The 26716-nt window shown below is 62.9% G+C and carries 25 protein-coding genes; 15 read left to right on the plus strand and 10 right to left on the minus strand.

Annotation, left to right across the window (positions count from 1 at the left end):
• Positions 1–125 precede the first annotated feature (125 nt).
• Positions 126–1025 (plus strand): AraC family transcriptional regulator, encoded by a 900-nt coding sequence (locus tag P3R38_RS09610; protein ID WP_104881941.1) that lies wholly within the window; start codon positions 126–128, stop codon positions 1023–1025.
• A 17-nt stretch (positions 1026–1042) separates the two neighbouring features.
• On the opposite strand, the gene P3R38_RS09615 is transcribed toward P3R38_RS09610, so the two are convergent.
• The 6 genes from P3R38_RS09615 to P3R38_RS09640 form a co-directional block, all read right to left on the minus strand.
• A complete protein-coding gene (locus P3R38_RS09615; RefSeq protein WP_104881940.1) occupies positions 1043–1600 on the minus strand; it encodes a flavin reductase family protein in 558 nt (185 codons plus the stop codon).
• 79 nt (positions 1601–1679) lie between these two features.
• Positions 1680–2441, minus strand: a complete 762-nt coding sequence (locus P3R38_RS09620) for an SDR family oxidoreductase (protein ID WP_027609281.1) — start codon at positions 2439–2441, stop codon at positions 1680–1682.
• A 132-nt stretch (positions 2442–2573) separates the two neighbouring features.
• A complete protein-coding gene (locus P3R38_RS09625; protein WP_104881939.1) occupies positions 2574–2990 on the minus strand; it encodes a nuclear transport factor 2 family protein in 417 nt (138 codons plus the stop codon).
• 151 nt (positions 2991–3141) lie between these two features.
• A complete protein-coding gene (locus tag P3R38_RS09630; RefSeq protein WP_104882596.1) occupies positions 3142–4047 on the minus strand; it encodes a LysR family transcriptional regulator in 906 nt (301 codons plus the stop codon).
• A gap of 463 nt (positions 4048–4510) precedes the next feature.
• The gene (locus tag P3R38_RS09635; protein ID WP_027907050.1) at positions 4511–5668 is read right to left on the minus strand and encodes a prolyl oligopeptidase family serine peptidase; all 1158 of its coding nucleotides are present in this window, start codon (positions 5666–5668) and stop codon (positions 4511–4513) included.
• A gap of 180 nt (positions 5669–5848) precedes the next feature.
• On the minus strand, positions 5849–6787 hold the full coding sequence (locus P3R38_RS09640) for a LysR family transcriptional regulator (RefSeq protein WP_023379962.1): 939 nt from the start codon (positions 6785–6787) through the stop codon (positions 5849–5851).
• 277 nt (positions 6788–7064) lie between these two features.
• On the opposite strand from P3R38_RS09640, the gene P3R38_RS09645 reads away from it, so the two are divergent.
• The 13 genes from P3R38_RS09645 (at position 7065) to P3R38_RS09705 (ending at position 21654) form a co-directional block, all read left to right on the plus strand.
• Complete coding sequence (locus P3R38_RS09645) at positions 7065–8006, plus strand: VOC family protein (protein ID WP_027907049.1); 942 nt, start codon at positions 7065–7067, stop codon at positions 8004–8006.
• 3 nt (positions 8007–8009) lie between these two features.
• Positions 8010–8357 (plus strand): Rieske 2Fe-2S domain-containing protein, encoded by a 348-nt coding sequence (locus P3R38_RS09650; protein ID WP_023379966.1) that lies wholly within the window; start codon positions 8010–8012, stop codon positions 8355–8357.
• Between the two features lie 139 nt (positions 8358–8496).
• The gene (locus P3R38_RS09655) at positions 8497–9621 is read left to right on the plus strand and encodes an FAD-dependent oxidoreductase (protein WP_104882595.1); all 1125 of its coding nucleotides are present in this window, start codon (positions 8497–8499) and stop codon (positions 9619–9621) included.
• A gap of 85 nt (positions 9622–9706) precedes the next feature.
• Positions 9707–11377 (plus strand): DUF1302 domain-containing protein, encoded by a 1671-nt coding sequence (locus tag P3R38_RS09660; RefSeq protein WP_023379968.1) that lies wholly within the window; start codon positions 9707–9709, stop codon positions 11375–11377.
• Positions 11378–11391: 14 nt separating this feature from the next.
• On the plus strand, positions 11392–12759 hold the full coding sequence (locus P3R38_RS09665; protein WP_023379969.1) for a DUF1329 domain-containing protein: 1368 nt from the start codon (positions 11392–11394) through the stop codon (positions 12757–12759).
• 52 nt (positions 12760–12811) lie between these two features.
• Positions 12812–13873, plus strand: a complete 1062-nt coding sequence (locus P3R38_RS09670) for a YCF48-related protein (RefSeq protein WP_023379970.1) — start codon at positions 12812–12814, stop codon at positions 13871–13873.
• Between the two features lie 3 nt (positions 13874–13876).
• Positions 13877–16375 (plus strand): MMPL family transporter, encoded by a 2499-nt coding sequence (locus tag P3R38_RS09675; protein WP_277687091.1) that lies wholly within the window; start codon positions 13877–13879, stop codon positions 16373–16375.
• Positions 16365–17555, plus strand: a complete 1191-nt coding sequence (locus P3R38_RS09680) for an MFS transporter (RefSeq protein ID WP_023379972.1) — start codon at positions 16365–16367, stop codon at positions 17553–17555. The genes P3R38_RS09675 and P3R38_RS09680 overlap by 11 nt, the downstream gene beginning before the upstream one ends.
• Complete coding sequence (locus P3R38_RS09685) at positions 17552–18325, plus strand: glucose 1-dehydrogenase (RefSeq protein WP_277687092.1); 774 nt, start codon at positions 17552–17554, stop codon at positions 18323–18325. The genes P3R38_RS09680 and P3R38_RS09685 overlap by 4 nt, the downstream gene beginning before the upstream one ends.
• A gap of 11 nt (positions 18326–18336) precedes the next feature.
• Entirely contained in the window at positions 18337–18909 is a 573-nt protein-coding gene (locus tag P3R38_RS09690; protein ID WP_023379976.1) for a cupin domain-containing protein, read from the plus strand.
• Complete coding sequence (locus P3R38_RS09695) at positions 18906–19898, plus strand: fumarylacetoacetate hydrolase family protein (protein ID WP_023379977.1); 993 nt, start codon at positions 18906–18908, stop codon at positions 19896–19898. The genes P3R38_RS09690 and P3R38_RS09695 overlap by 4 nt, the downstream gene beginning before the upstream one ends.
• The gene (locus P3R38_RS09700; RefSeq protein ID WP_104882591.1) at positions 19889–20875 is read left to right on the plus strand and encodes an NAD-dependent epimerase/dehydratase family protein; all 987 of its coding nucleotides are present in this window, start codon (positions 19889–19891) and stop codon (positions 20873–20875) included. The genes P3R38_RS09695 and P3R38_RS09700 overlap by 10 nt, the downstream gene beginning before the upstream one ends.
• Positions 20872–21654, plus strand: coding sequence for a cyclase family protein (locus P3R38_RS09705; protein ID WP_023379979.1), 783 nt, complete (start codon positions 20872–20874; stop codon positions 21652–21654). The genes P3R38_RS09700 and P3R38_RS09705 overlap by 4 nt, the downstream gene beginning before the upstream one ends.
• Positions 21655–21818: 164 nt before the next feature.
• Here the strand turns inward: P3R38_RS09705 and P3R38_RS09710 are convergent, their stop codons facing one another.
• Together P3R38_RS09710 and P3R38_RS09715 are read right to left on the minus strand one after the other, a co-directional pair.
• Positions 21819–22334, minus strand: a complete 516-nt coding sequence (locus P3R38_RS09710) for a DUF4880 domain-containing protein (RefSeq protein ID WP_023379980.1) — start codon at positions 22332–22334, stop codon at positions 21819–21821.
• Positions 22335–22765: 431 nt separating this feature from the next.
• Positions 22766–23077 carry a hypothetical protein gene (locus P3R38_RS09715; protein ID WP_023379981.1) on the minus strand — a complete coding sequence of 104 codons (312 nt, stop codon included), beginning with the start codon at positions 23075–23077 and terminating at the stop codon, positions 22766–22768.
• Between the two features lie 88 nt (positions 23078–23165).
• On the opposite strand from P3R38_RS09715, the gene P3R38_RS09720 reads away from it, so the two are divergent.
• Positions 23166–23873 (plus strand): LexA family transcriptional regulator, encoded by a 708-nt coding sequence (locus tag P3R38_RS09720; protein ID WP_104882590.1) that lies wholly within the window; start codon positions 23166–23168, stop codon positions 23871–23873.
• A gap of 75 nt (positions 23874–23948) precedes the next feature.
• Here the strand turns inward: P3R38_RS09720 and P3R38_RS09725 are convergent, their stop codons facing one another.
• A complete protein-coding gene (locus P3R38_RS09725; protein ID WP_277687093.1) occupies positions 23949–25901 on the minus strand; it encodes an acetyl/propionyl/methylcrotonyl-CoA carboxylase subunit alpha in 1953 nt (650 codons plus the stop codon).
• Positions 25898–26713 carry a gamma-carboxygeranoyl-CoA hydratase gene (locus P3R38_RS09730; RefSeq protein ID WP_023379984.1) on the minus strand — a complete coding sequence of 272 codons (816 nt, stop codon included), beginning with the start codon at positions 26711–26713 and terminating at the stop codon, positions 25898–25900. The genes P3R38_RS09725 and P3R38_RS09730 overlap by 4 nt, the downstream gene beginning before the upstream one ends.
• Between the last annotated feature and the right edge of the window lie 3 nt (positions 26714–26716).

Below are 26716 nucleotides of genomic sequence, written 5' to 3' on the forward strand. Positions count from 1 at the left end.
CCCCTATAGTTCCGCGAACAGCCTTCACTGTTGAAAGCCTAGGCTTGAACTTCACGTACACCCTGTGAGACCAATGCCTAAGATGGCTCGTTTGAGCCCGCGTACTGACTGAGGTGACGATTTCCATGGATGTCATAGACCGGACTTCAGCCCATGGTTTGGAGGCTTACATTCGGGGTGAGCGGCTTGCCGCCTCGGACGTTCTGGCCGATCGGGATATGTTGGTGCAGATCTTTAACCGGGAGCGTAAGGAAGAGAGCTTTATCGTGCCCGCCGTAGCTGAGCCCTTGCTCGTGTGGATCATCTCTGGGAATGCTGCCGTTCAGGAACGTGAGCTTGATGGCGACTGGCAATGTAGCCAGGTAACCAAAGGTGATTTCTTCTTGACTACCTCGACACAGCCTTACGAGATGCGCTGGAACGTAGTCGGTGCAGAACCATTTGAAGTCATGCATATCTACCTCGGCATCCCGCTTCTGGAAAAAGCCATCCATGAGGTCTTGGGTGGGTCTGTGAAAGCGGTTCGACTACGTGAAGTCTCGGGCGGGCGTGACGATGGGTTGTCCGTTCTACTGGAGCAAGTTCGCCTGGAGCTGACGGGGCACAGGACTAGTCCTCTTTATCTTCAGGGGCTGGCCCAGTGCATCGCCATTCACCTTGCCCGCAGCTACCTGGACAGCTCAGCGGACGATATCTTGCGCCGCAATGCATTGCCCGCTTACAAGCTGCGCCGTGTGCTGTCGGCGATGGAGGCGAATCTGGCTGAGGAATTCTATCTCGGGCACTTGGCCGAAATAGCTGGGATGAGCGAGTACCACTTCAGCCGGCTGTTCAAAAAAGCCGCTGGTTATTCCCCGTCGCAGTTCTTTATCAGACTGCGGATGGCAAGAGCCCGGCAGCTCCTGGTCGAAACGGATCGGAGCGTGATCGATATAGGCTTGGAGATCGGATACAGCAGCCCAAGCCATTTTTCGCAGGTGTTCAAACGTGAGGTTGGCGTCACGCCCACTCAATACCGTAAATAGTGAGTGGGCCACGCCAGTCAGAGGTTCTGGGAACGGAATTGCTGGCGAAAGTCCAAGATTTCCCCCGCCACCATGAATTGACCGCCTCCCCTGTAGTGCAGCGTTCTAGGCTGTTCCACCGAGCGATCTACATGCGCTTTGACCACGTGCCAGATGAACAGACCGTACTCGTCGATCAGCGTCGAGTCATACAGCTGGCATTCGAAGCTGGCATAACACTCGGCTATCAGCGGCGCTTCAACCCGCGTCGCAGCTGTCGGGGTAAGACCGAATTGGCCAAACTTGTCCACAGCACTGCCCGTATTGTTGCCCACCGCGACTACTTGGTCCGCCAGCTCTAGGGTGGGTACGTTGATCACGCATTGCTGGCTGTTGCGGATGAGTTCGTAGCTATGGTTCCCCGACCAGATGTAGCAGCCAACAAGGGCTGGATCGAATTGCATCATCATGTGCCAGCCCATGGTCATGATGTTTCTTTCGCCGTTCCAGGCTGAGGTCACGAGCACTATGGGCCCGGTTTCCAGATGCTGGCGAACGTTGATGAGAGGGAAGTCGGATTTTCGAAGTGCGGTCATGACGGCTCCGTTGAATAGGTCTGGTAGCAAGAAAACGCGTTGTGCTGCCAATGCAGCACAACGCGGACAAGGCGAAGGATTAACCTACCGGGACGCTCATGCCGCCATCGGCCATGACCACCGAACCGACAATGAAACTGGCGCGCTCGGAAGCCAGGAAAGAGACAATCTCGGCGATCTCTTCCGGTGCTGCAGCTCGACCGATCGGCGCGGACTTGCCATGCTCTTGCAGGAACCCACGACCGTCTTCCATAAAGTGGTTCAACAGGTTGGTAACCACATCTCCCACGCCAATGGCATTGACCCGAATGCCATGCTCAATCGCTTCCAGCGCCTGGGTACGAGTCAACTGTGCTAAGGCGCCTTTGGACGCGGTGTAGGCCGCGATACCTGGAAATGCGAAGTAGGACGCGTAGGAGGCGATGTTCACGATCGCGCCGCTCTTGTTCTTCATCATCTCCTTCATCGCCTCTCGGGAATGAAGAAACGCCCCCGTCACGTTGGTTTGCATCTGCCATTCCCAATCTTCACGGGTCATTTCGACGAGGGGCTTGTATAGGATGCGACCGGCGTTATTGACCAGGACGTCCAGCTTGCCAAACTTCTCTACCGCCAACGCCACCGCTTGCTCGGCAGAACCGTCAACGGTGATATCGGCGACGAAAGGAACCAGGCCGGGACGTTCAAGTGCGTTGACTTTCGGGTCGATATCCTCGGCAATGACTTTCGCTCCACGGCTGTGAAGGAGCTCGGCGATGGCCTTCCCGATGCCGCTAGCCGCGCCGGTTACCAGCACCACTTTGCCTGCCACTTCGTTTGGGGTTGGGATGAAGTCAGTCATTTTGATGTCTCCAAGTCAGGAATTGGTTGTCGCTTTCGACGGTGCCAATTTCTCTCTTTTTGACATTCGACTCCTTGGCGACCTTGCTTTGCCTGTCGGAGTTTTGCTTCTTTCGTGCACTCGGCAGCGCCGCTAGCCCGGCATCACCACGGCGGAGTCCAAGGCGTAAGCCGCCTGGACAGGATCGAAGTACTCACGAATATGTGTCAGCTTACCCTCACGAACGCTAACGAACAGGACATAATCTTGTGAGTAGGTTTTACCCGTCTCAGTGATGATCCCCTGTGCCTTGACTTGCGCGACGGCAGATAGTGGATCAGCGAATTGCTGAATACGTAGATTGTGGAATCGAAACGACTCCACCGCTCCGACAAACCATCCGACGTGATTGAGCACTTGCTCGCGGCCGACCAGCTTCTCCGGGTGACCGAGACTCGGGGCGAAGGGCAGCTCCCAGACGATGTCTGGAGCGATTAGGGATTTCCACTTTTCATGGTCATCAACAAACATTTCGAAATGGTGTTGAAGAAGCTCGGCTGCTGAACACATAGGTTCACCTTTGTAGTACCGGAGTCTTGCGATTATTGAGGCCCAGGCACCGAAGCGCGCGTGTCTGGTCTATGAGCAACAGCCTAACAGGGGCCTGGCTGGCTAAAAACCAGAAGAATATCGAACGGTTTATACGACTTATTCGACAAGTCTAGAGAGCTTCGGCTTGCTGGCCAAAGCGTTTGATGAGCCATAGCCCAGCCGGCCCAGGCGGCGAATCAGTCCGGTAGATAGCGTCAAACGCGTAAGAGCCGCCTTTGCAATCAGGAAGATCGAGATGGATAAGATGTCCCGCATTGAGGTCCGCTTGGACCATAGGTAAGGGCATGTTGCCCCAGCCAATGCCTTCCTTGAGTAGCATGTGTTTTGCGCCTAAGTCTGCGAGCCGCCAGGTGCGGGGGCTCACTACGGCAAAATCTCTGTCCCCGGTAAGCGTTGAGCGATCTGACAACACCAATTGGACGTGATTTCTTGCCGCACCAGGCTCGTTGCGGCCGGCGAGGGCAAGTGGGTGCGCCTGGGCTGCAACGGGTACTAATTCAACACTGCCTACGCCGACACGCTCAAGGCCATCCCACCCCGTGTCCAGGGGGCCACTGATCCCAATGCCGGCTTTTTTCTCAAGTACTAGTTGCGTGACCGCACCGAGCGCTTCCATATGTAGATGCAAGGCCACAGTTGGAAACACCTGTCTAAAAGTCCTAAGCGCATCGACCACCCGCTCCGCTGGCAGCATTACATCCAGAGCAAGATGCACCTCTGCTTCGAGACCGTGCAACAGTCCAGACACCTTCGATCGTAGCCCATTGACTCCGTTGATGATCGTTCGTGCTTCGGCCAACACTGTGCGTCCAGCCTCTGTCAGCTGTGGTTTACGTGTCGTCTTGCGGTCAAAAAGTGATACGCCGAGCTGCATCTCGAGATTGGAAATGGAATAGCTCACCACTGACGTTGCACGATGCAGTTTCCTTGCAGCACCGGCGAAGCTTCCCACCTCTACGACCGTCAGGAGAACTTTCAGCTGGTCTAGAGTTGGTGTGCCAGGATCTGAGATCATTTTTACCAGCTCGGGAATATTGGACTAAGGCATGCTATTTGGGGCGCATCACTATGTCGACAGGTGAGTCGATCCCTCGGCCGATTATGGCTGGAATTTGCCGAGGCTGCTCGGCTGTGGGCGCTCGAGCATGAAGGGCCTGGCGGGGTTTCAATCTGACAGGGGAGAAGGGGCGGCAGAACGCCGGAGATGTGCAGCAGTGTTCTGCGTGAAATTTGCGTGACGCTTGGAAACGCTTGCAGACACCCATGAGCAGTCGATTGCAGCGAGAGCCGAGGTTAATCCAACGTTTACAGGGTTTATGGCCTGCTACACGCATGGGTGCAAGGGGTCGAGTGTTCGAATCACTCCGTCCCGACCAAAAATCCCTAAAAAATCCAGTCACTTAACGGTGACTGGATTTTTTTATGCCCCCACGTTTTCAACCAGCATCAAAACGCAGCGCCTAACACCACGAAAAGCCTCAAGCAGTGCGCCCGCCGAGCGTCTGCGCGACCCAATCGGCGATGTAGTGCCCGGCATTGATGCTGTTGTCGAAACTTGAGTGCTGCACGCCACCTTCGCGCGCGGTGAAGATCTTCAGTTCGCGTTTCGGGCTATTGACCAGTTGCTCGTAGGTGCGGTGCGCCCATTTGAGCGGGATCTGCGAGTCCTGCTCGCCGTGGGTGACCAGAAACGGAACGCGGATGCGATCGAGCACGCCATCCAGGTGCACGTTCTCGGCGATGCGCATGAAATCGTCCATGTCCTTGGCACCCCAGACCCAACGCACATGCGCCCAGTAATGCGGCACCGGGAAGTCACCCTCTTTCTCCAGTCGGCGCTTCTGCACGTCGCGCCAGTCATGGTTGGCACCCCATACCACCCCGCAGGCGAAGCGCGGCTCGAAGGCCACCGCGCGGGGGCAGTAGTAGCCGCCCAAGGACACACCTTCCATACCGATGCGCTTGGCGTCGACATCGTCGCGGGTTTCCAGCCAGTCCATGACTCGGCTGGCCCAGTGCTCACTGTCGTAGCGTGCAGTCAGGCCGTGCAGACGCAGCGCTTCGCCGGTGCCGGGCTGGTCGATGATCAACGACGACACGCCGCGCTTGGCCAGCCAGGTGGGTAGGCCGACGCGGTATTTCATCTCCTTGGTCGAGTCCAGGCCATTGACCTGCACCAGCAGTGGTGCCGGGCCACTGACGCCTTCTGCGCGAACCAGCAAACCACTCAGGTGCTTGCCTTCGTAGGGGATCTGGACCCGTTCGCAGTTTTCCCGGGACAGGTCGATGCCGCGGGCGAAGGTCTCCAGAAAGCGCTGGTACAGCGCCGCGCGCCCTGGAGCGGCGTGGGCCTGCAGGCGTTCGCAGGTAAGGTAGTAGGTCGCGGCGCGGTTGTACTTCTCGCCAGCGGACAGGCGCCGGCCGGCGGCTTCGTCTTCCTCGGCCAGGGCGCAGAGTTTGTCGGCCATGCTCGACCAGGTTTCCCGGAAGGCCTGGGTACCGGCGGCGTCGGGTTGCTTGGCGGCTTCTTGCAGCGGGGCGCACATCACCTCGATTTCGCCCATGCGGGCGCCCATCTCGATGGCCAGGTCCACCGAAAGGTTCCAGACGTAATTGGTGGGGAAGTAACGGAACATTGTTGTTGTCCTTCTGCGGTCGTTGAGTCCGGCGCCCCTATTGCGGCAGGCACGCAGGGCGCGGTTCGACAGCACGTTACGCAGACAAGACAGGCCGAGGCCAATCGTGATCGGGGATGCAAGGTATCGCCAAACGCGATGCCCCGGCTGCGTTGCGCTAGCCGGGGCGATGGTTACGGATCAGGCGGTGGCGCGCAGGGCTTGTGGCTGTCGCTCGGCGCTCTGGATGAAGTCACAGATCCGCTCTCGCAGCCAGCGGTGCATGGGGTCGCCGTCCATGCTGCGGTGCCACAGCATGAACTCTCGCATCACCGGGATCCTCACCGGTGGCGGCAGGATGCGTAGGGGCAGGTAACCGGCGTACAGCTCGGCCAGGCGGCGGTGCATCGTAGCGATCCGCGAGGTGCCCACCAGCAGTTGGGGCAGGGTGTTGAAGTCGTTGGTGATCACTTCCAGGCGGCGGTTGAAGCCGTACTGGTTCATGAACCAGTCCTCGATGCTCAGGTGCCGGTTGCGGCCGAAGCCTACCGAGATGTGGCCCATTTGCATGTACTGCTCCAGCGTCAGTTGCTCGCCAACCTCCGGGTTATCGCGCCAGACGACGCAGACGTGGTCCTCCTCGAACAGCAGTTGGGCTGGATGGCCGTCGATGAGGTAGCGCTCGGGCACGATCATCATGTCCACCTCACCGCGCATCAGTAGCTCGGCGCTGTTGTCGCCGGGGCTGATCATTTCGAAGGTGATGTGCGGCGCCACCCGGTGAAGCTTCTGGATGACCTGGGCGAACAGCACGCTGATCAGGTAGTCCGAGCTCACCAGGCGAAAGTGACGCTTGCTGCTCGCCGGTTCGAACACGGGCTTGGCGGTGATCGAGGATCGAATGGTAAGCAGCACCTCGCGCACCGGCTTGGCCAGTTCCAGGGCGTAGGGCGTGGGCTGCATCTTGCGGCCGACCTGCACCAACAGTTCGTCCTCGAAAAAGGTTCGCAAGCGCCCCAGCACGCCGCTGGTGGCCGACTGGGTCATGTGCAGGCGTTCGGCGGCGCGGGTGATGTTCTGCTCTTCGAGCAGGACGTCCAAGGCAACCAGCAGGTTCAGATCCAGGTGGTGAAAGCGCATGGTGATAGCTCTCGGCTCTTGTAGTTATTTTCGCGATACCTTCTCGCTGCATTGCCGATACGTCAAGCGCCAGCCGCCTTTGACCGAGCCAACGCCAGGCGCCATGGGCCTGCGCGCAGGTATCGCGATTGCTGATGCCTCGCATCCTGACTCGCGATTGGTCATGCCACCCCAGCGCCGCGCAACCTGCGCTCCAGTCGAGCGGCCGATGCGCCGTCCACGACCCACTGACGGCAGCTCTGCCTCGCCTAATAACAATTTCAATGGAGTGGTAGCCATGAACATTCTTGGTCTCGACGCGCTGGTGTTCGGCGTCGACGATATCCAGGCCTGTGCCGCTTGCCTGCGTGACTATGGCCTTGACACCGTCCACCTGGACGCCGACGGCGGCCGTTTTGAAGCGCTGGACGGGACCGCGATCGTCATCCGTCGCGGCGATGACGAAAGCTTGCCGCCGGCCTTGGGGCCGACCCCATCGCTGCGCGAGACGGTCTATGGCGTGGCCGAGCCGGCCGACCTCGAAGCGATCGCCGACGAACTGGGCCGCGACCGGGAAGTGCGCCGCGACGCCAGCGGCGCGCTGCATACCTTCGATGACCTGGGGTTCGCCATCGCTTTCCAGGTGACCTGCCGGCGTACCTTCGAGGCGCCAGCGGACCTGACCAACGCCCCGGGCAGCACCCCGCAGCGTCCGCTCAACCAGCTCGGCATCACCCCGGACATGCCTGCGCTGCCGCGCACGCTGTCCCACGTGGTGTACTTCGTCCCAGATGCGGCCAAGGGCGAAGCGTTTTACCGCGACCGCCTGGGCTTCGTCACCACCGATAGCTTCACCGGCGTCGGCCCGTTCATGCGTAGCGCGGGCATGGATGATCACCATTGCCTGTTCATGATCCAGACACCGCCGCACATGCAAGGCTGCGAGCACTTTACCTTCCACATGGGCAGCGGCACCGAAGTGTTGCTGGCCGGCACGCGCTTCCAGCAGAACGGTTGGACCAGTTTCTGGGGCCCAGGCCGGCACCTGCTCGGCTCCAACTGGTTCTGGTATTTCAACAGCCCGTTGGGGTGCCACATCGAATACGACGCCGATATGGACAAGCATGACGACGCCTGGGCGGCGCGCCAGGCGCCGATGTCCGCGGACAACTCGCAGTTGTTCCTGTTCACCTCGCGGGAGAAATGGGCCCCCGGCGGCCCACCCCCGAAAAAGGCCTGAGCCATGGGCCGTATGGCGCTGTGTCGGCTCGAAGAGCTGGTTGAAGGCCAGGCCCGCGGTTTCGACCCCAAGGGCAAGGGCGAAGACACGCTGTTCGCCCTTCGCTACCGGGGGCAGGTCCGGGTGTATCGCAACCTGTGTCCGCACCTGCGGGGACCTCTGGAGTACCGCAAGGACCGTTTCCTCAGTGCCGATGGCCAGTGGGTGGTGTGTTACGCGCACGGTGCGCGCTTCAGGCCCGACGACGGTACCTGTGTCCACGGCCCTTGCCGCGGCGAGGCCTTGCACGTGCTGCAACACCACGAGGCGGGCGGATGGCTGCTAGTGCCGCTGGAGCAGTTGGGCCACTGATCTATCGCGCTGCGCGATAGGTCGCATCCCAGGACTCGATTGGTCAAAGCCTGGCGCTGCCGTGAAGCTGTGCCCAGGCACAGGAAACGACCGCCACCCATGACGGGGCGGACAACAAGAACAAGACGTGAGACATGCCATGAATACTGTGAACAAAGTGCTGGTCGTCGGCGGCGGGATCGGCGGGTTGTGCGCCGCCATTGCCCTGCGTCGCAAGGGCATTGCGGTCGACCTGGTCGAGCTCAAGACCGAGTGGACCGTCTATGGCGTCGGCATCATTCAGCAAAGTAATGTCGTGCGTGAGATGCATCGCCTGGGCCTGCTCGAGGCCTATCTCGATGCCGCCTACGCGTTCGAAGACGTGGCCATCTATACCGCCCAGGGCCAACAGCTGGCGCGCATTCCCGGGCAGCGACTGGCCGGCCCCCAGTACCCGGCCAATGTCGGCATCTCCCGCCGCGCTCTGCACAAGGTCTTGAGCGAAACCGCCATCGAACTCGGCACCGAGGTGCGCCTGGGTACCTCGGTGGAGAGTTTCGAACAGGATCGCGGAGGGGTGGACGTGCTGTTCACCGATGGTAGCCAGGGGCGTTATGGGCTGGTTGTGGGTGCCGACGGGCTGTACTCGAAGATTCGCGGGCTGTTGTTCGGTGACCAGTACCAACCACGTTTTACCGGGCAGTCGGTGTGGCGTTACAACTTCCCGCGGGCTGCCGGTATCGACCACCTGGCCAACTACCAGGGGCCGTCAGGCAATGCCGGCCTGGTGCCCCTGGCCGATGACCTGATGTACCTGTTCACCACCTCCCATGAGCCGGGCAACCCCTGGATGGAGCCGGCCACCCTGGCCGATGGCCTGCGCCAGCGCCTGGTCGGATTCGGCGGGCTGATCGGTGAACTGCGCGAGCAAATCGGCGACAGTCGCGAGGTCGTGTACAAGCCGCTGGAAGCCGTGTTCGTCGACCAGCCCTGGTATCGCGGTCGCGTGTTGCTGATCGGCGACGCCGCCCATGCCACCACGCCGCATCTGGGGCAGGGTGCGGGAATGGCCATCGAGGATGCCGTGGTGCTGGCTGAGGAGCTCACCGCAGGCAGCAGTCTCGACGCCCAGTTGCAGCGCTTCATGGGCCGACGTTTCGAGCGCTGCAAGTTCATCAGCGAGAAGTCCCTGCTGGCCGGCGAGAAAGAGATCCAGGGTGACGCCTCCTTCGACCGCATCGGCCTGGTCAAGCACATGCTGGATGTCACCGCACGACCGATCTGACGCCTTGCAATCGGTGCGCCCCCGTGCTGGCGCACCGGATTCTCCGCCAACACCGACCGACAAGAACAATAAAGAGGAAACCCCGATGTTGACTCGCAAAGGTGCGACCCCACGGCCCCTGCCGGCGCTGAAACCCATCGGCCTGGCGCTTCTGGCGCTGGCCACCAGCCAGGCCCAGGCCTTCGAGTTCGAGACCGGTAACCCCGATCTGCGGGTGCGCTGGGACAACACGCTCAAATACAGCGCCGCCTGGCGCACCCAGGATGCCAGCGGCAAACTCACCGAGGGCCAGACTGCGCTGAACCTGGATGACGGCGACCGCAACTTCGACAAAGGCCTGATCTCCAACCGCCTCGATCTGCTGTCGGAGCTGGACATCACCTACGACAACGTCGGTGCACGGGTCAGCGGCGCGGCCTGGTACGACGATGTCTACAACCAAGGCACCGACAACAACGACCCCAACCGCGCCAACAGCTATTCGGTCGACTACGACGCCTTCACCGACGACACCCGCACGTTGCATGGACGCAAGGGCGAGTTGCTTGACGCCTTCATCTTCGGCAAGACCGAGATCGGCGACATGCCGGTATCCGGGCGCCTTGGCCAATACGCCATGCAATGGGGCGAGAGCCTGTTCTATGGGATGAACGGCATTGCCGGTGGCATGGCGCCGGTGGACGTAGTCAAGGGACTGTCGGTGCCCAACACCCAGTTCAAGGAGCTGATTCGACCCGTGCAGCAGATCTCCGGCCAGTTGCAACTGACACCGGATGTATCCGTTGGGGCTTACTACCAGTTCGAGTGGGAAGCCAACCGTCTGCCTGCGGCTGGCAGCTACTTCTCCACCGACGACTTCTTCGGTGATGGCGGTGAACGCATGTTCGTCGGGGCGCCGGTGTTTCCCGGCGGCCAGCCGCTGGCATTCTTCCGTGGCAACGACAAGGAAGCCAAGGATTCGGGGCAGGGCGGGGTGCAGCTGCGCTGGCGGACCGAGACCGTCGATTGGGGCGTCTACGCCATTCGCTTCCATGACAAGTCGCCGCAACTGAACGTGCGTCCGAACTTCGCCAACCTCGACCCGGTCAGCGGCAAGGCGGGCGAGTTCTACTGGGTGTATCCAGAAGGCATCGAGGCGCTTGGCGCCAGCTTCTCCACCACGCTGGGCAACTTCAACCTCGCAGGTGAGTTGTCTACGCGCTGGAACCAGCCGTTGGCTTCCACCAACCAGCATGCATTGGCGGCGGGGGAGGTCATCGACAACGACGACAACCCGGTCTACGCCACCGGTCGCACTCTGCACGCCAACTTCTCGTGGCTGGCCAGCCTGGAGCCGAACTTCATCGCTGCCGAGTCCAGTTTCCTTGGCGAAATCGCCTGGAACCGGGTGATGAGCGTGAGCAAGAACGCCGATGCCGTCGACCCCAATGCCGACCGCGATGCCACCAGCCTGCGCCTGGTATTCGAGCCGATGTACCGGCAGATCTTCCCCGGCCTCGACCTCTCGGTGCCGATCGGAGCGAGCTACACCAACGGTGCATCCATGGCGCTGGGCACCGGTTTTGGCGCTGACCACGGCGGCGACCTGAACATCGGCCTGAAGGGCAACTACCTCAATACCTGGAACCTGGGTCTGACCTACACGCACTACTACGGCCCGGAAAACACCTTCCTCGATGCCGACAACCATTACACCTTCGAACAGTCGCTCAAAGACCGCGACTTCATCGCCTTCACCGTCAGCCGCACCTTCTGACCGAGGACTTCACGATGAAACACAACAAGAAAGTCGTTTCCCTGTTCACTGCCCTGAGTGTCTCGCTGCTGTTCGCCCATGGCGCTTGTGCCGCGGTATCCGCCGAGCAGGCCGCCACGCTCAAGACCACCTTGACGCCGCTGGGCGGCGAGCGCGCCGGTAACGCCGACGGCAGCATCCCGGCCTGGACCGGCGGTTATACCCAGGCCGACCCCGGCTACAAGGAAGGCGGCAAGCGCGGCGATCCATTCGCCCGTGAAAAACCGCTATTGACCATCACTGCACAGAACATGGCGCAATATGCCGACAAGCTGACCCCAGGCATCCAGGCGATGCTCAAGAAGTACCCGGACAGCTACCGGCTGGACGTCTACCCGACCCACCGTAGCGCTGCCGCACCACAATCGGTGTACGACGCCACCTTCGCCAATGCCACCAGCGGCACGCTTGTGGACGGCCCTGCCGGACCGATGCCGACAGGGGCGGCCGGAGGTATTCCGTTCCCGATCCCCGCCGACGGTGTGCAAGCCATGTGGAATCACCTGCTGCGTTGGCGTGGTGCGTCGTGGCATGCCAGCTTCAAGCAGTACCTGACCACCGCCGACGGCAAGCATGTGCTGACCAACGACTCGCGCGCCGACCTGCAGATGCCCTGGTACCTGCCGGGCGGCAGTGGCGACAAGGGCGTGTTCTGGTCGATCCGCATGACCAACGATGGCCCACCCCTGCGCGCCGGTGAGGCCATCACCGGCTTGGAGAACCTTAACGCCGACAAAGCGGCTGTCTGGACCTACCTGCCGGGCCAGCGCCGCGTGCGTCGCCTGCCCAACGCCTGCTGCGACACGCCAACCCCGGCCACCGCCGGTGTGATGAGTTTCGATGAGCTGTACGTGTTCAACGGGCGCCTCGACCGCTTCGACTGGAAGCTGGTGGGCAAGAAGGAAATGTACATCCCCTACAACGCCAATAAGGTCTTTACCGCTGCCAGCGCCGAAGCGCTGCTCGACCCGCATCACCTGGCCCCAGATGCCATCCGCTGGGAACTGCACCGCGTGTGGGAAGTGCAGGCGACCCTCAAGAACGGCCAGCGTCACGTGATGCCGCGCAGTACCTACTACCTCGACGAAGACACCTGGGCCGCGGTACTGGGCGAGCGCTATGACGCCCGAAACCAGTTGGCCAAGGTGGTCTGGACGTCACCCGTGGTGCTACCCGACCTGCCTGGCGTGGTGACGCTCACCAATGGCTTCTACGACCTGCTCTCCGGTGCCTGGTTCGCAGGTGACCTGTTCGCCGGCAAGAGCGAGCAGTACCGCATCGTGCCGCCCTACAAGGACTCGGTGTTCACCGCCGACGCCATGGCCGGTGAGGGCGTTCGCTGAACAGGCTCTGCGCCTGGGCTGTACCCACTACAAGAACAAAAGGTTGCGTGCGATGAACAAGATGCTCTACAGCTGGCTGCTGGCCGCCTGTTGCTGGCTGCCTCCGGCGTTCGCCGGAAGTGGCGTGGATGTACTCTCGCAGCCCGCGGTGCATGGGCCACAAGCCCTGCGTGCGGTGCTGCAGGACGTGGCGCGGGTTGGTATGCGCCTGGTGGCGGTGGGCGAGCGTGGTGTGGTGTTGCTCAGCGATGACAACGGCGCCACCTGGCGTCAGGCCATGAGCGTACCGGTGAGTGTCAGCCTCACCGCCGTGCAGTTCATCGATGAACGTCACGGTTGGGTGGTCGGTCACGCTGGGGTGGTGTTGCACAGCGCCGACGGCGGTGAGCACTGGACCTTGCAGCTTGACGGCAAGCGCGCCGCGACGCTGGAGTTGCAAGCGGCCCAAGCATCCGCGGACGAGCAGCGCGTGGCCGCCGCGCAACGGCTGCTCGCCGATGGCGCCGACAAGCCGCTGCTGGCGCTGAGCTTCGCCGATGCACGCCACGGCCTTGCTGTGGGAGCCTACGGGTTGGCCATGAGCACTGTCGATGGTGGGCGGACCTGGCAGTCCGCCATGGGGCGTTTGCCGAATCGACGTGGCTTGCACCTGTATGCCCTGGCGCGCCAGGGCAGCGACCTGTACATCGCCGGTGAGCAGGGCCTGCTGTTGCGTTCGCGCGACAGCGGTTCCCACTTCGAACCGCTGCAAGGCCCTTACGATGGCAGCTACTTCGCGGCCGCCATTCTGCCAAGCGGGCGACTGCTGGTCGGAGGATTGCGCGGCTCGTTGTTCGCCTCCGATGACGGCGCAGACAGTTTCGTGGCGCTGGCCAACCCGATTCCCGCCTCGCTCAACAGCATACGCGTCGTCGGTGACCAGCTCTTGCTCGCCAACCAGGCTGGCATGCTCCTGCGCAGCGGCATCGACACCTTCGCCGCGCAGCCTGTGCCGGTCTCCGACGGCTTGCCGCTGACCGCCGCCACCCTCGCGGCAGACGGTGCCATCGTCGCCGTCGGAATGGCGGGTACCCGCCGTCTGGCGGCTTCCAACGTTTCCACCACGGCGGACTGAACCATGCACGCGATGAATTCACCTGCGCCGTCCAGCGGCCGTCTCGATGACTTCGACAGCACGTCCGGCTCGCTGCTAGAGCGCGCGCTGTTCAACCATCGCGCCTGGGTGCTGCTGTTGTGCCTGGCGGCAACCCTGCTGCTCGGCTGGCAGGCCTCGCGCCTGACCCTCAACGCCAGTTTCGAGAAAATGATCCCGCAGGATCACCCATTCATTCACAACTACCTGGAGCACCGCCAGGAACTGGCCGGGCTGGGCAACGCCGTTCGCATCGCCGTGGCCAACCCGCACGGCAGCATCTACGACAAGCATTACCTGGACAACCTGCAGCAGCTCAACGACGCGGTATACCTGCTGCCGGGCGTCGACCGCGCCGCGATGAAATCCCTGTGGACCCCTTCCACCCGCTGGACCGGAGTGACTGAGGAAGGTCTGGAGGGCGGTCCGGTGATTCCCGATGGCTACGATGGCGCCGCCGCGAGCCTGGAGGCGCTCAAGCGCAACGTCGAGCGCTCCAACGAGATCGGCCAGTTGGTGGCCTTCGACCAGCGATCGAGCATCATCTACGTGCCGCTTCTGGAGAAGACCCCAGACGGTCAGTCGCTGGACTACACAGCGTTCGCCCACGAGCTTGAGACCCTCCGCGAGCGCTTCCAGGCACAGGGCGTGCAGATCCACATCACCGGGTTTGCCAAAGTGGTGGGCGACCTGATCGACGGCCTGCGGCAGATCCTGCTGTTCTTCGCCGTGGCAATCGCCATTACCGCCGTGGTGCTCTACGGGTATACCCGCTGTGTGCGTAGCACGGCACTGGTGGTGGTGTGCTCGTTGGTGGCAGTGATCTGGCAGCTCGGCCTGCTGCCGCTGCTGGGCTACGCGCTCGACCCTTACTCGGTGCTGGTACCGTTCCTGGTGTTCGCCATCGGCATGAGCCACGGCGCGCAGAAGATGAACGGCATCATGCAGGACATCGGACGCGGCATGCATCGCCTGGTGGCGGCGCGCTTTACCTTCCGCCGCCTGTTCCTGGCTGGGTTGACCGCGCTGTTGTGCGATGCGGTGGGTTTCGCTGTGCTGATGATCATCCAGATCCAGGTGATCCAGGACCTTGCGGTGATCGCCAGCCTGGGCGTGGCGGTGCTGATCTTCACCAACCTGATTCTGCTGCCGGTATTGCTCTCGTACGTGGGAGTCAGTGCCCGAGCCGCGCGGCGTAGCCTGCGCGCCGAAGAAGCGCAGGCGAGTGGGGCGCGCAAGCAGGCGTTGTGGCGTTTTCTTGACCTGTTCACCCAGCGTCGCTGGGCTGGTGCCTGCATCGCCGTGGCGGCGTTGATGGCCGCTGGTGGGTATGCCGTCAGCCTGCACCTGAAGGTTGGCGACCTCGACGCGGGGGCGCCTGAGTTGCGCGCCGATTCGCGCTACAACCGCGACAATGCCTTCGTCACCCAGCATTACGGCGCCAGCAGCGATGTGTTCGCCGTGATGGTGCGCACCGCTCCCGGCGGTTGTTCGGCCTATGACACTCTCAAGCGGGTGGATGACCTGGACTGGCAACTGCGAGGCCTGCAGGGGGTGGATTCGACCAACTCGCTGGCACTGCTCAATCGCCGGGTGCTGGTCGGCCTTTCCGAGGGCAGTCCGAAGTGGTACGACCTGGTCAACAACCAGGCGACCCTGAACATGGTCACCGCCAATGCCCCGCGCGGGTTATACAACGACGACTGCAGCCTGCTGACGCTCTACGCCTACCTCACCGACCACAAGGCCGACACCTTGGCGCAGGTGGTGGACAGCGTCCAGGGCTTCGCCCAGGCCAACGACAGCGAGCAGGCGAGCTTCCTGATGGCTGCTGGCAGTGCGGGTATCGAGGCTGCCACCAACCAGGTGGTGAAACAGGCCAATCGCGACATGCTGTGGTGGGTGTACGGCGCTGTGATCCTGCTCTGCCTGGCGACCTTCCGCTCGTGGCGAGCGGTACTCTGCGCGGTATTGCCACTGGTGCTGACCTCGATCCTCTGCGAAGCGCTGATGGTCGCGCTCGGTATAGGCGTGAAGGTCGCGACCCTGCCGGTGATCGCGCTGGGTGTCGGCATCGGCGTGGACTACGCGCTGTACGTGATGAGCATCGTGCTGGGCCAGCTGCGTGAAGGGGCGAGCCTGTCCCAGGCCTATTACCGCGCACTGCTGTTCACTGGAAAGGTGGTGATGCTTACCGGATTCACCCTGGCCATCGGCGTCGGTACCTGGATCTTCTCGCCGATCAAGTTCCAGGCTGACATGGGCGTGCTGCTGGCCTTCATGTTCGTCTGGAACATGGTCGGCGCGCTGATCCTTTTGCCCGCACTGGCTTACTTCCTCTTGCCCCACCGCCAGGTCAGTGCCGAACAGCACCCCAAAGCATCGGCCCATGAATCCCAGCCCACGCAGCGCGAGGAAGGGGCAGGGGCGCTGGAACCCAGCGCAGGCTTTCGTCCACTGGAGGAGATGAGCCATGGCCGCTGAACGTATCGCCGGACGCATCCAGGGCGCGCTGCTGCTGTTCGGCAGTTGCCTGCCGGTGCTGGGTGCTGTGCTCATAGCGCCGGTCCTGCCGCGCATGCATGAGCATTTTGCCCAGACTCCGGGAGTCGCCGTGCTGGTGCCCGTGGCGTTGACGCTGCCGGCGCTGGTGATTGCCTTGCTGGCGCCGCTGGCCGGGGTGCTCGCCGACCGTGTCGGGCGTCGACCACTGTTGCTGGCGAGCATGCTGCTGTACAGCCTGTGCGGACTGTTGCCGCTATGGCTGGATTCATTGGCCCTGATCGTCGTCAGCCGCGCCGGTATCGGCGTGGCCGAAGCGGGGATCATGACCTGCTGCACGACGTTGATGGGTGATTACTTCGACGGCCAGCGCCGAGCCCGGCTGTTCGCCCTGCAGATGGTGGTGACGTCGTTGTCGGCGGCGTTGTTCATGGGCATGGGCGGTGCGTTGGGCGAAAGCGACTGGCGTTCCCCCTTCGCGCTTTACGCCGTGGGTGTACTGTGCCTGCCGCTGATGGCCGTCGCGCTGTGGGAGCCCGGCACCTGTCGCAGCGCATGCGAGCAGAAGGCGCAATCGCGTTTCCCCTGGGCAGCCTTGGCGCCTTTGTACCTGCTCACCGGGCTGGCTGGCGTCAGCCTGTTCATCGTCCCGGTACAGGCCGGTTACGTGCTGCAACTGCTGCATGTCGATGCGCCGCAACACGTCGGCTTGACCATGGGTGCCAACCAACTGGGCGTGTTGGCCGGCGCACTGGCTTTCCGGCTGCTGGCGCGCCTGGCTCCTTGCCGCCTGCTGGCATTGGGTTTTGCCACCGCCGGGGTCGGTGGTGGCCTGATGGCGTTGGCCAGCAGTCATGCACCGGTGGTCGTGGCGGTGCTCATCAATGGTTTGGGTGTAGGCCTGCTATTACCGACGCTGATCACCCGAGTAATGCAGCAGGTCGGCTTCGAGCAGCGTGGCCGCGCCACTGGCGGATTCACCGCGGCGATCTTCGCCGGCGAGTTCCTCAGCCCGCTGCTGGTGCTGGCGCTGACGGCGGGTGTGGTTGCGCAATTGCCCCACGCGCTGTTGCTGATCGCCATCGGGCAACTGCTATTGGCGCCAGTGTGCCTGGTGATGATGCGCCGCACACGTCCTGATGCAGTGGTAGGTGCACGATGAGCGAACTGTTTTCACTGGCGGGAAAGACTGCACTCATCACTGGCGCTACCCGCGGCATCGGCCTGGCCATTGCCCGCGAGTATGGGCGTGCCGGTGCGCGTGTCGCCATCAGCAGCGAGAGTGCCGAGGGCTGCGAGCACGCCGTGGCGCAACTGGCGCTGGAAGGCATCGAGGCCATCGCGCTGGTCGCCGATCTGCGTGACGCCGAGGCCGTACAGGGCCTGGCCAGGCGCTGCCTGGATCACTTCGGGCGTCTCGATGCGTTGGTGTGCAATGCCGGTGTCGCCCCGCACATGGGGCCATTGGCCGCGGCTAGCGATGCCGACTGGGAACTGACCTTCACCGTCAACCTGCGCAGCGCGCTGTGGCTGACCAACGCGCTGTTACCGGCCATGGCCGAGGGCGGCGGCGGCAGCGTGGTGTTCATGGCCAGTATCGCCGGTGTGCGCGGCAACAAGGGGCTGGGCCTGTATGGGCTGTCCAAGGCTGGCCTCGCACAGCTGGCGCGCAACCTGGCGGTGGAGTGGGGGCCGGCGAACATTCGCGTCAATGCCATCAGCCCTGGCGTCATCCACACCGCGTTCGCCCGCCCTCTGACCGACAACCCCCAGGTACTGGAGCGGCGCCTGGCGCTCACCCCCTTGCGGCGGGTCGGCCGCCCGGAAGAATTGGCAGCCCTTGCCTTGCTGCTGGCTGCGCCGGGGGGCGCGTTCATCACGGGACAGAATCTTATTGTCGACGGTGGCACGACCATCGGCGACGGCAATTGAAAGGAGACAACATGCAATCGCTTCCTGCATTCAAACGTGTCGTTACCGGCCACGATGCCAAGGGCCAGGCGGTCATCGCCAGTTGCGGCCCGACGCCAAATAACTTCCCGCTCATGGCGGTCCCCGGCACCCTGTTCTATGAGGTCTGGAACAGTGTCGGCAGCCCCGCACTACTGGACAACGGCGATGACCCGACCGCGCAGCCACTGCAGCTGAGCCCTGGCAGGCTGGGCAGCGTGATCCGGGTGGTGGACATTCCGCCGGACAGCGTACAGAACCGGGTCAGCGCTGAAGCGGCGGCGGCTGTGTTCGCCGAGATCGGCCAGGTTGGTGCCGGCACGGGCAAGGCCGATTCGAAACACAAGCTGATGCACCGTACACAGACCCTGGACTACGGCATCGTCACCGAGGGCGAGGTCTGGTTGGTGCTGGACGATGGCGAGGTCCACCTCAAGCGCGGTGACATCGTGGTCCAGCGTGGCACCAACCACGCCTGGAGCAACCGCACCGAGCAGATGGCACGGATGGTCTTCATCCTGCTCGATGGCCGTTATGCCGACGACCTCAAGGAGCTGTTGCCATGAAGCTTGCCACACTCGATGACGGCAGCCGCGATGGCCGCTTGCTGGTAGTGGCCCGTGACCTCGGGCAAGCGGTCGATGCCAGCGACATCGCCGCCAACTTGCAGGTTGCCCTGGAGAACTGGCCCCAGGTCGAAGCCCGATTGCAGCAGCGCTATCAGCAGCTCAACGACAACACGGCCAGGGGGCGCTTCGATCTTGACCTGACCCGACTGGCCGCCCCCCTGCCGCGTGCCAGCCAATGGTTGGACGGCTCTTGCTTTCTCAGCCATGGCGAGCTGATGCAGAAGGCCTTCAACCTGGACCCCATTGAGGGCGTAGAGCACACGCCGCTGATCTACCAGGGCGCCAGTGACGACTTCCTCGGCCCGTGCGCGGACATACCTTTGCCCAGCGAAGCCCACGGCATCGACTTCGAAGGCGAGTTTGCCGTGTTGCTCGATGACGTCCCCATGGGCTGCCTGGCTGATCAGGCGTTGCAGCATGTGCGCCTGGTGCTGCAACTCAATGACGTCAGCCTGCGAGCCCTGGCCCCGAGGGAAATGAAGACTGGTTTTGGCTTTCTGCAGGCCAAGCCTGCCAGCACCTTCGCACCGGTAGCGGTGACGCCGGACGAACTTGGCGATGCGTGGCGCGAGGGTCGCGTGCACCTGCCGCTGCAGGTGGAGTGGAATGGCCAGTGGTTTGGCCACCCTCATGGGGGCACCATGCATTTTGGCTTTCACCAGCTGATCGCCCATGCGGCGCTGACACGGCGTTTGAGTGCCGGCACGCTGATTGGCTCCGGCACCGTGTCCAATGCCGATCGCAGTGTGGGCTCGGCGTGCATCGCCGAGCGCCGCGCCATCGAAACCATTGCCACTGGGGCGCCGCGCACGGCCTTCATGCGTTTTGGCGATCGCGTGCGCATGGAAGCCCGCGGCCTCTCTGGCGAAGTGCTGTTCGGTGCCATCGACCAGCGCGTGGTGCAGGGAGGCGGGCCATGCGCGTGATGATCACCGGCGCCAATGGATTCGTCGGTCGACAACTGGTGCGGCGCTTGTTGGACAGGGGGCAGTTGCGTGGGCAGCGCATCGAGGCATTGCTGCTGCTGGACCAGGTGCTGGATGGCTTGCCCGAGGACACGCGCCTGCGTTGCCACACCGGCAACATCACTGACGCGGCCTTGTTGCGCCGGATACTGGCAGATGGTGTCGACGTGGTGTTCCATCTGGTCAGTGTGCCGGGAGGCGCGGCCGAGGCGCAGTACGAGCTGGGTTATCAGGTGAATCTGCAAGCCAGCCTGGAACTGCTCAACCAACTGCGCAATCGCTGTCGTCCTCCGGTGCTGGTGTACGCCAGCAGCGTAGCGGTATACGGCGGCGAGCTGCCGCTGCGCATGGACGAAGGCCAACCGGCGTCCCCGCAGCTTTCCTATGCGGCGCACAAGCGCATGGTCGAAATCGCCTTGCAAGACCTGTCCCGCCGTGGCGAGGTGGACGGCCGTGCCTTGCGCCTGCCCGGCATCGTCGCCAGGCCGCGTGAGCCGAACGGTTTGCGTTCGGCGTTCATGAGCGACCTTCTACATGCCTATGCGGCGGGTGACGCCTACACCTGCCCGGTCTCGCCTGATGCACGTGCCTGGTGGATGTCGGCCAATTGCTGCGTGGACAACCTGCTGCGTGCTGCCGAACTGGAAGAACCCGGCAACCAGCGCATCTGGCAGTTGCCTGTGTTGCATCTATCCATCGCCCAGGTGCTGGCCGGGCTGGCGACCAGCTTTGGCGAGGCCAACGGCGCACGCATCAGCTTCGCCCCGGACCCCCAACTGCAAGCGCAGTTCGGCAGCTATCCACCGCTGCGAACGCCCCAGGCCCGCGAGCTTGGTTTCTGCCACGACGGGTCGGTGGCCGCGCTGCTGCGCAATGCCCTCGACCTCCCGCTGCGCCGCAGTAACCGCGCCACCCATCGAAAAGGAATCCCTGCATGAGCATCAGTGCACGTCGTTTGCTGGACCTGTCTGTCACCCTGGACAACAACCCGTACACCGATCCACCGCCCCTGCTGCCGAAGATCGACTACATGGACCACCAGCAGGGCTGGCCGGAGATGGCCGCGATGTTTCCCGGACTACGCAAGGAAGACCTGCCGGGCGACGAATCCTGGGCAGCCGAACGCCTGCAGATCACCACCCATAGCGGGACGCACATGGATGCGCCCTGGCATTACGCGTCAACCACCGATGGTGGCAAGCCGGCCTTCGGCATTGACGAACTGCCGTTGGAGTGGTGCCTGCAGCCGGGTGTGAAACTGGACATGCGCCACTTGCCCGATGGTCACGTGGTCAGCGCGGCCGAGGTCGAGGCAGAGTTGGCGCGCATCGGCCATGAACTGCAGCCGCTGGATATCGTCTTGGTGAACACCCGCGCCGGTAGCCTGTTCGGCCAGCCCGGTTACCTGGAGGCTGGGGTCGGAATGGGCCGTGAGGCGACGCTCTATCTGTTGGAGCGGGGGGTGAGGGTGGTCGGTACCGATGCCTGGAGCTGGGACGCTCCGTTCAAGTACACCCGCGAACGTTTCATCGCTTCGGGCGATGCCTCGATTATCTGGGAGGGGCACAAGGCTGGGCGCGACATCGGGTATGGGCAGATGGAGAAGTTGGCCAATCTTGAAAAGCTGCCGCCGTTCGGTTTTCTGGTCAGTTGTTTCCCGTACAAGATTCGTCGGGCTTCTGCGGGCTTTGTTCGGGCTGTGGCGATCTTTACTTGATCTTGAGGGGCGTCAATCGAGCGCCGCCCGCGCGGCGCATCGCGAGCAAGGCTCCTACCTCTGTTTCGGGCCAGCCATGCCCGCACGATTTGCGCGCGACCGCCTTGCTGCACGGCGCAATGATCGCGCGCTTGCAGGCGCTGGCCTTGCTCGTGATGCGCGGCTCAGGCGCTAAGGCCCAAGAGCAGCAACGCAGCAATGCCGAGGCCGACAGCAATCGAACAGCCACCCAGCGATAACGCCGCCCGGCCTTGTCGGTACCACCCGTCGTGCCCCAGCGCACGAGCCGGTGCCAACAGACTTCGCCAGCACAGTTCGGTCTCGTGGAAAGCTTGCAGATGCGCAGGGTCGGCATCGAGCCAGCGGCGGAAGTCGATGCGCTCGCAAGCGCTCGCCTGAGGATTCTGCAGGCGCACGTACCAGTGGCCGGCTAGGCGTGCCAAGGCATCGCCACGGGGACGTGCGCATTGCAGCGCCTGGATCATGTGCCGCTCGACGCTGGACAGCGGCAGGCCAAGGCGGGTAGCGATGCAGGGGAAATCGAGCTGGTCCAGACGATTGAGCAGGAAGACTTGCTGCACGCGGCGTGGAAGCCGCTTGAGGCCATGCAGAAGGGCATCGTCAGTGGGCCCTGCGACGGCATGGGGGCTGTGTTCAACGGGCAGCAGCGAACGGCTCATGGACAGCTCCGTGCTCAAGTGGGAAGGGGGCATCTTCCGTGATGCGGATTCAGAGTAAGCGAAACGAGATTGATTCTCAAGTGCTGATTCCGCAAAGTTTTGTAATGAGCGTTCACGCTCTGAAACATTTTTGCTATCATCGCCGCCATTCAACGATCTTCATTAGCCTGAAGAGCCAAAAAAAAGACCCGGCAAAAAGCCGGGTCAAAAACCGTGATTAGCCTGATGAGGAGATAATCTGAGAGCGACCTAAGCTCCAGGTTATCCAGCGGATCTCGCGATCAGCTGAGTGCAATAATAATCGTTATCATTTGCGAGTCAAATGAATTTTCAGTTATCCGGTAAAAAAGTATTACCGGTGCGCTCCTAGTCCCGGCAACCGGGGCCTTTGCCGTGACGCGGCTATCACGTTTCTCCCTTCCTAATCCGTGCTAAAGGCCCGTCTGCACCGAGCGTTTGTGTTCGAGCAGCGCCCTGGCCATGTCCATCATGTGCATCAACGCGAACGTCAACTCCCGCTGGGTGCCTTGCTGGTGCTGGGCCGTTTCCTGTGCCGTGGCCGCTGCGCAGCGTAGCAGTGCGATGGCGTGTTCCTGCGCCTGTTCGCCGGTAACGCCTTCGTGCAAGGTCCAGATCTTGTTCTGGGCAGTGGGGCGCGTTGGGTTGGGGTTCAGGTAATAGTCGAGGGCACGGCGAGCGGCTTCGCTGTCGAGATCTGTTTCGTCTTTTTTCGAGGGTTTCATCCTGATACCTGTGAATGCCAATGGGGAAAAGGTTCAACCCGAGTTTAATACTTGGGGTATTCTCGTGCTTTCTGATAAATAATACTAAATGTTTATTGAGCGCTCGAAGGCAGTCCGTATCGTGCCAGCGATGAATATGGATAAATGGATTGCCCTCGTCCGTGAGCGGATGGAGGAGCTCGATATCTCCCAGGAGCAACTGGCCGAACGCGTTGGCGTCTCCCAAGGTAGCGTGGGTCATTGGCTATGCAAGCGGCGCCAACCCAGGGTCGACTCGATGAACCGTGTGTTCGTCGAACTGGGCATGCCTCACTATCACGTCAGCATGCAGTTGCGGGTGCTGGGGCGGGTGGGCGAAGACCCAGGTAGCTATACCTTGGATGAGGTCGATGACGACCAGGACCTGATGCAGTACATCGTGTGTTTTCGCTACCCGGTGCTGGGCTGGGAGCAGGTCGGCTCAAGCACGGCCGAATCATCCACGGTGTTCGAGCAGACCGACTATCTGGCACAGGGCAAGGCGTTCTGGCTGCCGGTCGAAAACGATGCCATGAGTACGAACACGGGCCGCAGCGTGCCTCAAGGCATGCGTGTGCTGGTTGACCCAGGGCTTGAGGCTGTGCCGGGAAAACTGGTGGTTGCACGGTTGCCTGGCAAGTCGGCGATTCTGCGGGAGCTGGCCGAGGAGGGCGGGCAACGCTATCTGAAAGCGCTCAACAACAGTTATCCGGCGCTCCTTTGCGAGGAGGGGTGTGAGTTTCTGGGCGTCGTCGTGCAGGCGCACGGGGTTTTCTAGCTGGATCGTGGCCTCATCGCCGGCTTGCCGACGATGAGGCCAGAACAGACAACACACACCGTTGCCCAAGCCCAATCACTCAGCCAGTTCGACCAGCGCCGTTCCTTCGCTGACCATATCCCCTTCCTGACAGAACAGTGCCTTCACCGTCCCGGCGTGTGGGGCGCGAATGCTGTGTTCCATCTTCATCGCCTCCAGCACCACAAGCGCAGCGCCGGCCTCCACCCGTTGCCCCAACTCGACCAGCACCCGCACGATACTGCCGTTCATGGGCGCCGTCAGGCCGCCTTGATGGCCATGGCTGGCCTCGGCTTCGGCGATCGGGTCGAACGCTTCCACGGCGTGCACTTCACCTTCCCAGCGCAGGAACAGCGTGCTGCCTTTGCGCACGGCCAGATGCCGGCGGCGCATGCCATCGTGGTCTTGGCACAACTGCTCGCCATCGAGCTGCCAGGTCGATGCGGCGCTGCGTTCGAGGGCGACGGCCTGAGCTTGCCCGCCGCTCAACAGGTGCAGGCTGCTGCGTGCCGGCAACCCCAGGCGCAGGCCGTTGTGTTCCCGCCAGGGCGAGCCTGCGTCGTCGGCGCGCTCGTGCGGTGCCTGGCCCAGCAGCCAGGCTTCGGCCGCTGCTTCCCAGAAGGTGGCCGGCAGTGCCTGGGGCGCAGGCAGCAAGACGTCTTGATGGCGCGGGATGAACCCAGTATCGAGTTCTGCCTCGGCGAACGCCGGGTGGGCGAGAATTCGGCGCAGGAAGTTGATGTTGGTCTTGAGGCCGCCGATGGCGAACTCGTTGAGCATCGCCAGCAACCGCAGGCGCGCCTGTTCGCGGTCCTGGCCCCAGGCAATCAGCTTGCCCAGCATCGGGTCGTAGAACGGCGACACCACATCGCCCTCGCTGACGCCGCTATCGACCCGGCGCCCTTCGCCCGGCGCCGACTCGCGGTACAGCGTCAGGGTGCCAGTGGCCGGTAGGAATTCATTGGCTGGGTCCTCGGCGTACAGACGTACCTCGATGGCATGGCCCATCAGAGGCACCTCGGCTTGGGTGATCGGCAACGGTTCGCCGCAGGCCACGCGGATCTGCCAGGCCACCAGGTCGAGGCCGGTGATGGCTTCGGTGACCGGGTGCTCCACCTGCAGGCGGGTGTTCATCTCCATGAAGAAGAACTCGCCACGGGCATCGAGCAGGAACTCCACGGTCCCCGCGCCAACGTAGCCGATGGCCTGGGCGGCACGCACTGCAGCTTCACCCATGGCCTGGCGCAGTTCCGGGGAAAGGCCTGGCGCCGGGGCTTCCTCGACGACCTTCTGGTGACGACGCTGGATCGAGCAGTCACGCTCGTTCAGGTACAGGCAGTTGCCGTGCTGGTCGGCGAACACCTGGATTTCCACATGACGTGGCTTGAGCACGTACTTTTCCACGAGCATGCGCGAGTCGCCGAACGACGATTGCGCTTCACGCTGGGCCGAGGCCAGGGCGTCGGCAAGCTGGCTTTCGTCCTCGACCACCTTCATGCCCTTGCCACCGCCGCCCGCACTGGCCTTGAGCAGAACCGGGTAGCCGATGCGTTCGGCGGCGGCGCGGAAGGTTTCCAGGTCCTGGGCCTCGCCATGATAGCCGGGCACCAGGGGTACGCCGGCAGCTTCCATCAGTGCCTTGGCCGCCGACTTGCTGCCCATGGCGTCGATGGCACTCGCCGGTGGACCGAGGAAGATCAGCCCGGCTTGTTCGATGGCCCGGGCAAAGGTGGCGTTTTCGGACAGGAAGCCATAGCCGGGATGGATGGCCTGGGCGCCGCTGGCCTTGGCGGCGGCCAGCAACTTGTCGATCACCAGGTAGCTTTCGGCGGCCTTGGTGCCGCCCAGGTCGACACGGATGTCCGCTTCACGGCTGTGGCGGGCGTCACGATCGGTAGCGCTGTGCACGGCGACGGTGGTCAGTCCCATGGACTTGGCGGTGCGCATTACCCGGCAGGCGATTTCGCCACGGTTGGCGACCAGCAGGGTGGTCAGTGTGGGGCGGCTCATGGGCGCGGCTCCTTCTTGTCGTCGTTTTGCCAGGCGGGGCGGCGTTTTTCCAGGAAGGCGCGCAGGCCTTCCTGGCCTTCTGCGCTGACGCGGATGCGGGCAATGGTGTTTTCGCAATAGCGGCGCAGGGCGGGGCTGAGTTCGCCGTCGTCCACTTCGCGCAGCAGGTCCTTGGTGACACGCAGCGCCTGCGGGCTGTTCTGCAATAGATTGGCTACCCAAGCCTCGACCTGCGCATCCAGCTCGGCGGCGGGATACACCTGCGCAAGCAGGCCCAGTTCGTGCGCGCGCACGCCGCTGAAACGCTCGGCGGTCAGGGCATAGCGGCGTGCGGCGCGTTCGCCGATGGCCTTGACCACGAACGGGCTGATGACCGCTGGCGCCAGGCCGATGCGCACTTCCGAGAGGCACAGCTGAGCGTCTTCGGCGCCGATGGCCATGTCACAGCAACTGATCAGGCCCAGTGCGCCACCAAAGGCCGCGCCTTGCACCACGGCCAAGGTCGGCGCCTTGAGACGGTGCAAGGCGTACATCAGCTCGCCGAGTTCGCGGGCGTCGTCGAGGTTGGTGTTGAAGTCCAGCTGCGCCGATTGCTGCATCCAGGCCAGGTCGGCGCCAGCGCTGAAGTGCCGGCCACGGCCGCGCAGCAGCAAAAAGCGCAGGCTCGCGTCCTCGGCCAACTGGTCGAGGGCGACGATCAGCTCGCGGATCATCAGCGCGTTGAAGGCGTTGTTCTTGTCCTCTCGGCTCAGCCACAAGGTGGCGAAGCCGCGCGGGTCGCGAATCACTTCGAGGGTGCTGAAATCGCTCATGGA

Source organism: Pseudomonas sp. NyZ480 (assembly GCF_029537255.1).
In the GTDB taxonomy this organism is placed as follows: domain Bacteria; phylum Pseudomonadota; class Gammaproteobacteria; order Pseudomonadales; family Pseudomonadaceae; genus Aquipseudomonas; species Aquipseudomonas taiwanensis.